The sequence below is a fragment of the Rhodocaloribacter litoris genome, from assembly GCF_011682235.2.
GTDB lineage: Bacteria > Bacteroidota > Rhodothermia > Rhodothermales > ISCAR-4553 > Rhodocaloribacter > Rhodocaloribacter litoris.
The window spans coordinates 3,004,198-3,017,716 of the sequence record NZ_CP076718.1 but is presented as its reverse complement, the minus strand read 5'-3'; the positions used below and the strand labels follow the sequence as shown (position 1 = coordinate 3,017,716).

Genomic DNA, 13,519 nt, shown 5'->3' with positions numbered 1-13,519 from the left:
GAAACCGTCTGCGGCCGGGACCCGAACTGCGCAAACGATTTACCGTGAAGCATAGCATGGCGAAGGTCGAGGTCACGATGCCCAAGATGGGCGAGAGCATCACCGAGGGAACGGTGCTCGAATGGCACAAACGGCCCGGAGACCGGGTGGAAGCCGACGAACCCCTGCTCGAGATCGGCACCGACAAGGTGGACACCGAGGTCCCCAGCCCCGCCTCGGGCGTGCTCAAAGAAATCCTCGTCGGCGAGGGCGAAACGGTGGAGGTGGGCACGGTCATCGCCCTCCTCGAGACCGACGTGGAGGCCGGCGGTGAGGAGGAAGCCGCGCCCACGGCGCCGGAGCCCGAGGCAGCACCGGAACCGGAGCCGGAGGCGGAGGCGGCAGCCGCCCCACCGGAACGGGCCGCAGCCCCCGCCCCGCCGGGCGGCGACGAGGTGGAGGTGGTCATGCCCAAGATGGGCGAGAGCATCACCGAGGGAACGGTGCTCGAATGGCACAAACGGCCCGGAGACCGGGTGGAAGCCGACGAACCCCTGCTCGAGATCGGCACCGACAAGGTGGACACCGAGGTCCCCAGCCCCGCCTCGGGCGTGCTCAAAGAAATCCTCGTCGGCGAGGGTGAAACGGTGGAGGTGGGCACGAAGCTGGCCGTCATCGCCACGGAGGCGGCCACCGCACCGTCCCCCGGGCGGCCGCCGGCCCCGGAGGCAACCTCGAAGGCCGCACCGTCCGAGCCGGCCCCGGCGCACGACGTCGCGGCCTCGGGCGACGGCGCCGCACAGGCTCCCGTGGAAGCCGGCAAGCCGATCCCGCGCGAGGCCGGCGGACGCTTCTTCTCGCCGCTCGTGCGCTCCATCGCCGAGAAGGAAGGCCTCACGATGCAGGAACTGGCCTCCATCCCCGGCTCCGGCCGCGAGGGACGGGTGACGAAGCAAGACGTGCTGGCCTACCTGGAGCAGCGGAAACAGCGCCCGGCCGAGGCCCCGGAACGCCCGGCCGAGGCCCCGGAACGCCCGCCTGCACCCCCGAAGCGCCCGGCTCCCGTCGCCGCGGGCGAGGCATCGGGACGGGTCGAGATCATCGAGATGGACCGCATGCGGCAGATCATCGCCGAGCACATGGTCCGCTCGAAGGCGACCTCGGCCCACGTCACCTCCTTCGCCGAGGCCGACGTGACCAACCTGGTCCGGCTGCGCGAGCGGCAGAAAGAGGCTTTCGAGCGGCGTGAGGGCGTCAAGCTCACCTTCACCCCTTTCTTCGTGAAGGCCGCCGTGGAAGCCCTGCGCGAGCACCCGCTGCTCAACGCCTCGGTCGAGGAGAAACGCATCCTCGTCAAGTACGACTACCACATCGGCATCGCCGTGGCCATCGGCAAGACCGGGTTGCTGGCGCCGGTCATCCGCAACGCCGGCCACCTGAATATCGCCGGGCTGGCCCGCGCCGCCGCCGACCTGGCCGAGCGCGCCCGGAACAAGCAGCTCCAGCCGGACGAGCTGCAGGGTGGAACGTTCACCGTCACCAACATCGGCTCGCTCGGCTCCATCATGGGCACGCCCATCATCAACCAGCCGCAGGTGGCCATCCTGGCGACGGGCGCCATCAAGAAGCGCCCGGTCGTCATCGAAGACCCGGACCTGGGGGACATCATCGCCGTGCGTCACATGATGTACCTGTCGCTCTCCTACGACCACCGCATCATCGACGGCGCGATGGGGGCTTCCTTCCTGCAAAAGGTCGTCTCGGTCCTCGAATCGTTCGACCCGAACATGGAGCTCTGACGGCATATAGCGTTGGTCCATGCTATTGAAGGCGTCCTTGTGCAGCGCGATGTAGCCGCACCCTTCACGGGTGCGCCCCCTGGCCCACCGGAGAGTCCGGGCCGGCGGGACGCGCAACGCGTCCAGATCCGCGGCTACGCGGTGGGTCCGGTTCGCTAAGGGCTGTCATGACCTCAATAACAGGACCTCCGCTACACCGGCCGGCACCGGCCGGGCTTTTGAAGGCCGTTATTGACAAAGTCCGGCCCAGGCCCTTGATTAAAGGCACACGGCGCCCCGACCGCGTCGTCCCTTTGCCGTCAGCACGAACCTGCCGCCCGGCCCCATGCCGCCTCCCCCCTCCGACCAGCCGCTCCTGGAGCTGAGCCTCACCGAGTTGCAGCGCCGCATCCAGGATTTCCTGCGCGAATACCTGAAGAACAAGAGTCCCGAGACGGTGGGCACCTACCGCCGTTCGTTGCACGAGTTCGAGCGGTGGTTTGCCCTGCAGAAGCGGCACGGGGGCTTTCGCTTCACCGTCGACGGGGTGAAAGCTTACAAGAAGTATCTGATGCAGACCCGGGGCCTGCATCAGGTGTCGGTCTCGACGTACCTGACGGCTCTCCGGCGGTTCTGCCAGTACCTGGTGGACATTGGCCTGCTGGCCGAGAACCCGGCACGTTCCGTCAAAGGCAACCGGCGCCCGACGACCCATTCCCGCTCCGTGCTGACGAAGACGGAGATCGACGCCCTGCTCGAAGCCGTCGACACGACGACCCGGCTCGGCAAACGCGACCGGGCCATCATCTACATGATGCTCTTCGCCGGGCTGAGCGAGATCGAGATCGTGCGGGCGGACGTACAGGACCTGGAGCAAACGCTACTGGGATGGTTTCTCCGGGTGCAGGGCAAGGGACACACCATCAAGGACCAGCAGGTACCCATCGATCCGCCGGTGATGGACGCCATCCGGCTCTACCTGGATGCACGGGGGCGCATCCGGCCCGAGGACCCGCTCTTCGTCTCACACGGGCGCCGGTCCGAGGGACAGCGCCTGAACACCCGCTCCGTCCGCAGCCGCATCAACGGCTACCTGAAGACGGCGGGCGTCAAGCGGCGCGGCGTCACACCGCACAGCCTCACCCACACGGCTGCCCTCATCTGGCTCAACGACGGTATGAGCCTCGAAGAGGTGCGCCGCCGCATGCGCCACGGCACCCTGGAAACGACCATGATCTATTTCAAAAAGCAGGGCCTGCTGACCCGCGACCCGGACGAACTGCGGGAGATCGAGGGGTAGCCTGAGGGGCCCTCTCAGGGACGGAGCCGTTCGGGAAGCGTGAGAAAGCGCCACTCGGTTCGCAGGGCGAACGCCTGCGCGTCGACGGCCCGCGCCACGGCCAGGACGCCGTCGAGGTGGTCACACTCGTGCTGGAGGAGTTCGGCGAGATCGTCTTCGAGGTCCCAGGCGTGCTCGCGCCCTTCCAGGTCGAGGAAGGTGACGCGGCAGCGGCGGTGGCGGCGCACCCGCACGAGCAACTCGGGGAAGCTCATGCAGTCGTCCCACAGCTCGAAGGTCTCGTCGCTGAGCCGGTCCAGGACGGGGTTGACGAAGACCACCGGTGCGTCGATGTGCATATAGACGAGGCGTTTCATGACGCCGATCTGCGGAGCGGCGATGGCCCGCCCGGCGCCGTACCGGGCGCGGAAGTCCATCAGGGTGTCGTGCAGGTCGGCCACCACGGCGCGCAGCGCTTCACGCTCGCCGGAGGTCACAGGGGCGCAGGGCTCGTACAGGCGCGGGTTGCCCAGGCGTAGGATTTCGCGAACGGCCATGGGGATGGCGGGGGCTGGTGAAAGCGGGTCACGTTTCGCCCTCGAGGACGATGTTCTGGGCGCCGAAGAGGCGGTTGATGCCCTGCATGAGCTCGGGAGCCGGATCCAGGACGTACTTGCGGCTGTGGATGCGCTGGGGCCGGGGCAGGTCGTCGGCCTCGACTTCGAAGTAGAGCTTGCAGGTACCGCCACGGTACGTTTCGCAGAGCGCCTGCAGTTGCTGCATGGTGGCGGGGGCGGTTCGGTCCAGGTGCACGCGCAGGACGATGGCCCTGACGAGCTGCTCGCGCACCTTCCACATGGGCCAGACGTCGTCGAGGATGATCTTGACGCTGCCGCCGCGGGTCTCGACGCTGCCACGCACGAGCACCACCTCGTCGACCTTCAGGTAGTGCCGGAGGCGGTCGAACTGGGACGCGAAGCAGAGCAGCTCGGCCTGCCCGGTGAAGTCCTCGAACTGGGCGAAGACGATGGGTTTGCCGTTTTTGGTGGTGCGCTGCTGCACGTCGGTGATGATGCCGCAGAAGCTGTGGCGGGGGCGTGCGTCATAGCCGTTGCGGCCGGGTGTCCCGGCCGGCTCGGATTCGGCGTCACCCTCGGCGGGGGTCTCCAGACGACCGATCTCGGCGGTGGCGAAGGCACGGGCCTCGGCGGCGTAGGCTTCGAGCGGGTGGCCCGAGACGTAGAAGCCGATGAGCTCGCGCTCTTCCTTCAGCAGGCGCGCCCGGGGCCAGGGCTCGACGACGGGCAGGTTGGGTTCGAGCGCCAGGCCGTCCCCGGTGGTGGCGCCGAAGAGGGAGCTCTGCCCGGCGGCCCGGTCCGCCTGCACCTTCTGCGCATACTGCACGGCCGCATCCACCGCTTCGACGAGCTGGGCGCGGTGCCCTTCGAGGTCGTCCAGCGCGCCGGCGCGGGCCAGGCTCTCGAGCGCCTTCTTGTTCACGGCCCGCAGGTCCAGGTGCTTGACCAGGCCGAAGATCGTCGTGAAGGGACCGTATTTCCGGCGGACCTTCAGGATGGCTTCGATGGCGCCCAGCCCCACGCCTTTGATGGCCCCCAGCCCGAAGCGGATCTTGCCCTGCTCGACCGTGAAGTGGGCTTCGCTGTGGTTGATCGAGGGGGGCAGCATCTCCAGCCCCAGGTGCCGGGCCTCCTCCAGCACCACCGCCAGCTTCTTCGTGTCCCCCATCTCGTTCGTCATCGCCGCCGCCATGAACTCGGCCGGGTAGTGCGCCTTCAGATAGGCCGTCTGGTAGGCGACGATGGAATAGGCGGCCGCATGTGAGCGGTTGAAACCATAACCCGCGAACTTGGCCATCATGTCGAAGACCTCGTTCGCCGTCTGCTCGTCCACCCCCCGCTCCTTTGCGCCGTTGACGAAGATGACGCGCTGCTTGTCCATCTCCTCCTTCTTCTTCTTGCCCATCGAGTTGTGGATCACCACGTCGGCGGCCACGAAGTTGGCGAAGGGCGGGACGGCCAGGTCGTAGACCCGTCGTTCACCCACCGGGGTGATCTCGACGATGGGGTCCCACAGCACGTCGTTGTCGGCCAGATGGCGCAGGGCGGGGGATTCGAACGCTTCCCCGAGCGTTCGTACGCGGTGGCGGCTCAGGGCCCGCCGAGGGGTGCGGAGGTTGAGGCCGCCCGACAGGTCATGGCCCTCGACGCCGACGGCCTCGCCCGCCTCGCGCCAGCTCAAGCCGCTGGCTTGCTTGGCGGTCCTGACGAGAAAGCCCACCTCGGCCGGGACGTTGTAGATCGACTGGTTGCGGGAGCGGGTATGCACCCGTGCCAGGAGCCCTTCGAGACGCCGGCGCTTCGACGTGCACAGGAACGGCCCCAGCATCTCGGCGAACCGCCGTACATCCCGCTGATCCGTGATGAGCAACTCATGGTTGGGCCGGTGGGACGTCGTTCGGCTGCGGCGCATCGTGACGATGCCCAGCCGGAGCAGGAGGTGCGCCAGATCGTCGATCAGCGCGAGGCTGGACGAGCTGTAAGACAGCCGCTTCCTTTCGACGGAGCCGTCCGTGCTCCACAGACAGCCCAGGAAGAGCCGTAGCGCGTCGTTCGTATAGCCGAAGACTTCCTCCGGGATGCGCTTGTGCTCGGCCCGGTGGGCCAGCCCGGTGGCACGGACAAGGTCCACCACGGGGTTGTAACCTTTCTTGCCTTTGCAACAAATCGTTACGACGCCGGTGGTGGTGTGCACGTAGCGCTTCGTGCTACTGCCGAGCGCATGCACGGCCTCCGAGAAGTCGTTGAGGAGTTCGGGGTCCGAATTGTAAAAGTAGGCCTGTGGAAGGCCGTTGGACTGGCGGGTGCATCCGTCTCCGATGAGATAGGCCAGCACCTTGATGCGCTCGGGAGACGGGGCGAGCGTGCCGGAGACCGGAAGACGAGCGGGGACGGCAATGGCGTCTCCGACAGCGAGATCGGCGAGGTGCCGCCAGCCGCGAACCGTCAGGAGCGGGTGCTCGGCGGTCAGGTGCAGGCAGCGGCCGCTGCGGGTGCGAACCCGCAGGACCGGTTGCACCCCGTTGTCGAACCGCTTGGCCACGGGTACGGGAACGAGCCGGTAAGTGTCATCCAGCGAAAGCAGCCGCATGCCGGGACGGACGGCATCGACGCGGACGCGCTCGCCGGTGTCGGCATCGACGACCAGGGTGTCGCCTGTGACGCAGCGCCGCAGAATGTCGGCTTGTCCCAGCGTGTAGCCGCCCATCACCTGGGCCATCTGCATCACCTGCTCCTGGTAGACCGGGATGCCGAAGGTGGGCTTGAGGATCTCTTCGAGCATCGGGTGGGGGTACTCCACCTTCTCGCGGCCGTGCTTGCGGTCGATGTAGTTGGGGATCAGGTCCATCGGGCCGGGCCGGTAGAGAGCGTTCATCGCGATCAGGTCGTCGATGTTCGTCGGCCGCAGCTTGCGCAGCCACTCGCGCATGCCCGAGGATTCGAACTGGAAGATGGCGACCGTGTCGCCCCGCTGAAAGAGCGCGAACGTCTCGGGGTCGTCGAGCGGGATCCGATCCAGGTCGATCTCGACGCCGTGGTTTTCCCTGATCAGCGCCAGGGCGTCGTTCAGGACGGTGAGCGTCTTGAGGCCGAGGAAGTCCATCTTCAGCAGCCCGAACGACTCCACCCACTTGCCGTCGTACTGGGTGGTCATGACGTCGTCGTTTCCGGACTTGCCTTTGGCCACGGCCACGGGCACGTACTCGCTCACCTTACCGGGGGCGATGATGACGCCGGCGGCGTGCACGCCCGTGTGGCGGGCCGAGCCTTCGAGCACGCGCGCGTAGTGGAGCAGCTTGCGGATCTGCGGGTTGGGGTCGTTCTGCAGGTTGCGGAACTCGGGCACCTCGTTCAGGGCCGTCTCGAGCGTCACCTTGGGCCCCTCGGGGATGAGCTTGGCGATGCGGTCGGCCTCGGCGAGGGGGATGCCCAGCACCCGGGCCACGTCGCGGATGACCGAGCGGGCGCCCATCGTGCCGAAGGTGATGATCTGGCAGACGTTCTCGCGCCCGTACTTCTGCACCACGTAGTCGATGACCCGGCCGCGGCCGCGGTCGTCGAAGTCGATGTCGATGTCGGGCATCGAGACGCGCTCGGGGTTGAGGAAGCGCTCGAAGAGGAGGTCGTATTTGAGCGGGTCGATGTTGGTGATGCCCAGGCAGTAGGCCACGGCGCTGCCGGCGGCCGAGCCGCGCCCCGGCCCCACCGAGACGCCCAGCTTCCGGGCGGCCGTGGTGAAGTCCTGCACGATGAGGAAGTAGCCGGCGAAGCCCATCTTTTCGATGATCGCCAGCTCGTGGTTGAGCCGCTCGACGACCGTTTGCGGCATCTCGGGGTAGCGCCGCCGGGCCCCCTCGAAGACGAGGTGCCGCAGGTAGGCGTTCATGTCGTCGCCGAAGGCGGGCGGGATGGGGTAGTGCGGCATCAGGAGCTGGCCCATCGGCAGCTCCAGCCTGCACTTGTCGGCGATCTCGTTCGTGGTGACGAGGGCCTCGGTGCGCACCGCCGGCTCCAGGTCGGCCAGCGCGGCCTCCATCTCGGCGGCCGTCTTGAAGTAGAACTGGGTGCCTTCGAAGCGCATCCGGTTCGGGTCGTAGAGGTCCTTGCCCGTCTGCAGGCACAGCAGCACGTCCTGCGCGGCGGCGTCTTCCTCCTCCACGTAGTGCACGTCGTTCGTGGCGACGACCTTGACGCCGTACTCCCGGGCCCAGCGCAATAGCACGGCGTTGCACTTCTTCTGATCGGCGATGTTGTGATCCTGGATCTCGATGTAATAGTCCTCGCCGAAAATGTCCAGGTATTCCTCGAAGACGCGGCGGGCTTCCTCCTCGCCCCGGTGCAGGATGGTCTGCAGCACCTCGCCCTGAAGGCAACACGTGGTGGCGATGAGCCCTTCGCTGTGCCGCCGCAGCGTCGCCTTGTCGATGCGGGGCTTGTAGTAGTAGCCCTCGGTGTAGGAAAGCGAGGAGAGGCGGATCAGGTTGCGGTAGCCCTCCAGGTTCTTGGCGAGCAGCACCTGGTGGTAGCGGGTGCGGTCGCTCTTGTCGGCCATGCCCGCGGGGGTGATGTAGAACTCGCACCCGATGATGGGTTGTACCCCGAGCTTTCTGGCCGCCGTGTAGAATTCGGGCACGCCGAACAGGTTGCCATGGTCCGTGATGGCGACGGCCGGCATCTCCAGCGCGGCGGCCTTTTCCAGCAACGTGCTGATGCGCGCCGCCCCGTCGAGCAACGAGTACTGCGTGTGACAGTGGAGATGGCTGAATTCGCGCATGCGGACAGAGAAATTCGAATGGCGGGTGGCATTGCGGGTGGCAGGTTCCGCCTATTCCAAACGTGAAGCCCGGAACCTGACAGCGGAAGTCAAAAATCCAAAACACGGAGCGACAAGTCCACCGGTGTGGATATCTTGTGCACGGTCTTCACGGCCGGCTCAGAACGAACCGGGCGTGATTGTTGTTTGCCCCCGGTGACGACCGGAAGCAACGGGAAAAGCGGGAAAAGGCGGTCAAGTTTTCCCCTGCGGCGTGCTTTTTTCCGTGAGCGGGTAGCCTCCGGTCCCCCCTTACCTACCCAGTCGCCAGGAAGGAGATCATGCGCGTTGTGAGAGCGCTGTGCCGGTTCGGCTGCCTCGGCCTGCTGCTGGCCGGGATGTTTCAGCCGGCCCAGGCGCAGCGTTACCAGTTCGACATCTACTCCATCGAGGATGGGCTGGCGCAGTCGCAACCCATCACCATGCACCAGAGCCGGAACGGCTACCTCTGGATCGGCACGTTCGGAGGCGGGCTGAGCCGGTTCGACGGGCGTGTCTTCACCAACTTCTCCAAACGGGACGGTCTCCCTTCCGGCCTCATCTACGACATCGTGGAGGATGCCGCAGGCCGGCTCTGGCTTGCCACCGGCCAGGGCGTGAGCCGATACGACGGGCGTGCGTTTACCGACGTGGATCTGGGCATCGCCCCGCAGCGCGTCTACGCCGTGCTCATAGACCGGTCCGGCACCGTGTGGTTCGCCACCGAGACGGAGGGAGTCGTGCGGTGGGTTCCGGATGATACCACCGCCGTCATGCCGGTAGACGGGTTACCAGACGAGAAGGCCCTGGCGCTGCTGGAGGCCGGCCAGACCGTCTGGATCGGGACGCCGGCCGGCGTCTGCCGCTACGACGCGGCGGGGCTGGCCTGTTTCACGGAAGCGGACGGGCTGCCGCACGCATCGGTGCACGCGCTGGCCCACGACCGCAGCGGACGGATATGGATGGCTACCGGCAAGGGCCTGGCCGTCTACGACGGGACGTCCCTCACCGCCTTCCGGCCGGACCTGTTCGCCGAGCTGCGCATCAGCGCGCTGTGGGTCGATCGACGGGACCGCCTGTGGGTCGGGACGAGCCAGGGTCTCTTCCGCATCGAAGGCGATGCGATCACCTCTTTCGGACGGGAGAACGGCCTGGCCAAACCCGTCATGTCGCTCCACGAGGATCGGGAGGGTAACCTCTGGATCGGCATCGACGGGATGGGCCTGGCCCGGTTCTCCCCTTCCCCTTTCCTGCTCTTCAACAGCGAACACGGCCTGGCCGAGGACGGCACCTGGGCGATCCTCGAAGACCGGCACGGGCATATCTGGTTCGGCACGAGCGGGAGCGGGGTCTCCCGCTTCGACGGGCAGGCGTTCACCACCTTCACGACGGCCGACGGCCTCACCGACAACACCGTCTTTGCCCTCTTCGAAGATGCCTCGGGAACGCTCTGGCTGGGAACGGGCGCCGGGCTGACCCGCTACGACGGGCACCGCTTCCGGCAACTGCCCGGGCTGCAGGCCAGCGTCTGGGCCCTGGCCGGGGACGACCGGGGAACGCTGTGGATTGGCACGGGCAACGCCGGGCTCTACCGGTACGCACAGGGACACCTGACATCGTTCACGGAGGAAGACGGCCTCCCCGCCCAATCTGTCAACGCGCTCTACCTGGCCGAGGACGGCACGCTCTGGATCGGCACCCGCCAGGGACTGGCCCACTATGCCGACGGCCGCTTCACTACCTATACCACGGACGACGGGTTACCTGGCAACGACGTGAGCGCCATCCGGCCGGACGGACGCGGAGGGCTCTGGCTGGGTACCTATGGCGGGGGACTGGCCCACTTCATCCCGCCCAGCCGCCCCGGTGGACCCTTCTTCCGCCCGATCTCACTCGAAGACGGCCTCGTCGACGACCACATCATGAGCATGGTACGCGGGCCGCAGGGGCACCTGTGGTTCTGCACCAATCAGGGCCTGACGCGGCTCGACCTGGACCAGTACGCTGGCACCGGCGAGGTGGTGCTGGAGCATTACGGCGTCGCCGAGGGGTTCGTCGGGCGCGAGTGCAACGCCGGCTCGGTGCTGCGCGACCGCAAGGGACAACTCTGGTTCGGCACCGTCAAAGGCGTCATCCGGTACACGCCGGGGCAGCGGCTGGAAAACCCGTACCCGCCCCACATTCTGATCACGGACGTACGCCTGTTCTTTGGTCAGGTGAGCTGGGCCCCCTATGCCGAAGGGGTGCAGCCGGGCACCTCGTTGCCGGCTGGCCTGCGCCTGCCCTACAACAAGAACTCTGTCACGTTCGATTACGTGGGTATCAACCTCACCCAGCCGCGCGAGGTAGCCTACCAGTACCAGCTCGTCGGAGCTGACGAGGCCTGGACCCCGATCACCCATGAGACCTCGGCCACCTACGCCAACCTGCCGCCGGGAGCCTATACGTTCCGCGTCCGCGCCGTCAACGGCAGCGGGGTCTGGAACGAGGTGCCGGCGACATTCAGCTTCGTGATCACCCCACCCTTCTGGCAGACGGGCTGGTTCTACCTGCTGATGGCGCTGCTGGGCGTCGGCGGCGCCTATGGCCTCATCGTCGCCCGCGAACGCAACCTGCGGCAGAGCCGGCAACACCTCGAAGCCATGGTCGTTGCCCGCACGAAAGAGCTCCAGCAGGAAAAGGAAAAAGTCGAAGCGGCCAACGAGAAGCTGAAGCTCCTCTCGCTCGTGGTGCGGGAGACGCAAAACGTCGTCATCATCGCCGATACCACGGGACGCGTCGAATGGGTGAACGAAGCCCTGACACGCGCCTCGGGCTATACGCTCGAGACACTCCGGCAGAAGATCGGCGAGAACCTCCGGGACATCTACAGGAACCCGGCGCTGGAGGAGGCGATCCGCCGGGCTGTGGAAGAGCAGGCCTCCAGCGTGTTCGAATCGAAGCTGCACCGACCGGACGGCACGGAGATCTGGGTCTCCTCCACGCTCAGCCCCATCACCGACGACCAGGGGACAGTCACGAAGCTGGTCATCATAGACACAGATATCACCGAGCGCAAGGCCCTCGAAGAGGAGCTGGTGGCGGCACGGGAGGCGGCCCTCGAGGCGGCCCGGGCCAAGAGCGAGTTCCTGGCCAACATGAGCCACGAGATCCGCACCCCGATGAACGGCGTCATCGGCATGACCAGCCTGCTGCTCGACACGAAGCTGACCCCCGAGCAGAAAGAGTTCGTCGAGGTCATCCGCAACAGCGGCAACACGCTGCTGGCCATCATCCAGGACATCCTCGACTTCTCCAAGATCGAAGCGGGCAAGATCGAGCTGGAGGAACAGGACTTCGCGCTGCACGAGGTGGTCGAGGAAGCGCTGGACCTGGTGGCAACGAAAGCCGTGGAGAAACGGCTCGAACTGGCCTACGTGATCGAAGAAGGTGTTCCGGTGACCGTCCGCGGCGACATGACCCGCCTGCGCCAGATCCTCACCAACCTGCTCTCGAACGCCGTCAAGTTCACCGACGCGGGGGAGGTGAGCGTCCACCTCGATGCCGAACCGCTGGGCGAAGGACGTTACCGGGTGCACACCGCCGTGCGCGACACGGGCATCGGCATCCCCGCCGACCGGATCGACCGGCTGTTTCAGTCCTTCAGCCAGGTCGACGCCTCCACCACGCGGCGCTACGGCGGCACGGGGCTCGGCCTGGCCATCAGCAAGCGCCTGGTCGAGCTCATGGGCGGCACCATCTGGGTCGAGAGCGAAGAAGGCGCCGGTTCCACCTTCCACTTCACGGTGGTGCTGGAGGCGATCCGGCCGGCGGAGCCGCCGCCGTGCCCCACACAGGTGGCCGGACGACGGGCGCTGGTCGTGGACGACCACCCGGTCAACCGCCGCATGCTGACGTTGCAACTGGCCCGGTGGGGGATGCACGTCGAGGCGGTGGCCTCGGCCGCCGCCGCCCTGGCCCGCCTCGACGCCGGTGAAACGTTCGACGTCGCGCTGCTGGACATGCAGATGCCGGAAATGGACGGGCTAATGCTGGCCCGGGCCCTGCGCCTGCGACCCGCCACGCACAACCTGCCGCTCGTCATCCTCAGCTCGATGGGCCAGCGTGCCGACACCCCGGCGATGGGCCTGGTGGCCTGGCTCACGAAACCCATCAAACAAAAACGCCTGCTGGAGGTGCTCTGCCGGGCCCTCGATCCGCACCAGGAGATCGTCACAGCACAACAGGACGATCCGTTTGGCTCCGGAGAAGCCCGGTCGCTGCGGATCCTGCTGGCCGAGGACAACCTCGTCAACCAGAAGGTGATCCAGCAGTTTCTGAAACGGATGGGCTACCGCGCGGACACCGTGGCCAACGGGCTGGAGGTGCTCGACGCTTTCAAACGCTCCCCCTACGACGTCATCCTGATGGACGTGCAGATGCCGGAAATGGACGGGCTGGAAGCCACCCGGCGTATCCGGACCGACTATGCCCCGGACCGGCAGCCGCAGATCATTGCCATCACGGCCAACGCCACCCGGCAGGACCAGCAGCTCTGCCTGGAGGCCGGCATGGACGACTACATCAGCAAGCCGGTGCGGGTCGAGGCGCTGCGTGATGCCCTGGTACGGGCCGAAACCGTCGTGCAACGTAAGGCCGAACCAGCAGCCGACGTCCCCCCGGTGGCCCACGCCGCCACTCGGCACGCACCCGCAACCGGCAACGTGCTGAACCTGGACCGGCTGCAGGAAGCCACCGGGCACGATGTGGACTTCATCCGGGAGGTGCTCTCCAGCTACCTGGAAGAAACCCCCCAACAGCTCGCCGCCATGCGGGAAGCCCTCGAACAGGCTGACCGGAAAGCCCTCGAACGATTGGCGCATACGCTCAAATCCAGCAGCGGAACGTGCGGCGCCGAGGAACTGGCCCGAGCCTGTGAACAGCTTGAAGCCGGTGCCGGGTACGAATCGGCCGAATGGCTGGCGCAACACCTCGAAACCGTCTTCGCCCGCTTCGAGCGCGCCCGGCAGGCCATACGGTCCTACCTCACCCCCCCCGATCGGGAGGCCGGTGGCCGCAGCCCGTACCCGGACGGGACCGTCGCACCACAGGCAGGCCGGACCCCCTGACGACG

At 66.9% G+C, this 13,519-nt stretch carries 5 protein-coding genes; 3 read left to right on the top strand and 2 right to left on the bottom strand.

What is annotated here, in order from left to right; translation table 11 throughout:
• Positions 1–56 precede the first annotated feature (56 nt).
• Together sucB and GQ464_RS12525 are read left to right on the top strand one after the other, a co-directional pair.
• Positions 57–1,778: a 2-oxoglutarate dehydrogenase, E2 component, dihydrolipoamide succinyltransferase gene (gene sucB, locus GQ464_RS12530; protein ID WP_166977303.1), complete on the top strand. Its 1,722-nt coding sequence runs from the start codon at positions 57–59 to the stop codon at positions 1,776–1,778.
• A 325-nt stretch (positions 1,779–2,103) separates the two neighbouring features.
• Complete coding sequence (locus GQ464_RS12525; RefSeq protein WP_166977305.1) at positions 2,104–3,057, top strand: tyrosine-type recombinase/integrase; 954 nt, start codon at positions 2,104–2,106, stop codon at positions 3,055–3,057.
• Between the two features lie 14 nt (positions 3,058–3,071).
• Here GQ464_RS12525 and GQ464_RS12520 read toward each other — a convergent pair whose 3' ends face one another.
• Together GQ464_RS12520 and dnaE are read right to left on the bottom strand one after the other, a co-directional pair.
• On the bottom strand, positions 3,072–3,593 hold the full coding sequence (locus GQ464_RS12520; protein WP_166977307.1) for a peptide deformylase: 522 nt from the start codon (positions 3,591–3,593) through the stop codon (positions 3,072–3,074).
• A gap of 28 nt (positions 3,594–3,621) precedes the next feature.
• The gene (dnaE, locus tag GQ464_RS12515) at positions 3,622–8,388 is read right to left on the bottom strand and encodes a DNA polymerase III subunit alpha (protein WP_166977309.1); all 4,767 of its coding nucleotides are present in this window, start codon (positions 8,386–8,388) and stop codon (positions 3,622–3,624) included.
• Between the two features lie 320 nt (positions 8,389–8,708).
• On the opposite strand from dnaE, the gene GQ464_RS12510 reads away from it, so the two are divergent.
• On the top strand, positions 8,709–13,514 hold the full coding sequence (locus GQ464_RS12510) for a hybrid sensor histidine kinase/response regulator (RefSeq protein WP_166977311.1): 4,806 nt from the start codon (positions 8,709–8,711) through the stop codon (positions 13,512–13,514).
• The last annotated feature ends 5 nt before the right edge of the window (positions 13,515–13,519 follow it).

Bases quoted from the DNA above. Each gene is read 5' to 3' on its own strand.
- sucB (WP_166977303.1), top strand. From the start codon at position 57: ATGGCGAAGGTCGAGGTCACGATGCCCAAGATGGGCGAGAGCATCACC.
- GQ464_RS12525 (WP_166977305.1), top strand. From the start codon at position 2,104: ATGCCGCCTCCCCCCTCCGACCAGCCGCTCCTGGAGCTGAGCCTCACC.
- GQ464_RS12520 (WP_166977307.1), bottom strand. From the start codon at position 3,593: ATGGCCGTTCGCGAAATCCTACGCCTGGGCAACCCGCGCCTGTACGAG.
- dnaE (WP_166977309.1), bottom strand. From the start codon at position 8,388: ATGCGCGAATTCAGCCATCTCCACTGTCACACGCAGTACTCGTTGCTC.
- GQ464_RS12510 (WP_166977311.1), top strand. From the start codon at position 8,709: ATGCGCGTTGTGAGAGCGCTGTGCCGGTTCGGCTGCCTCGGCCTGCTG.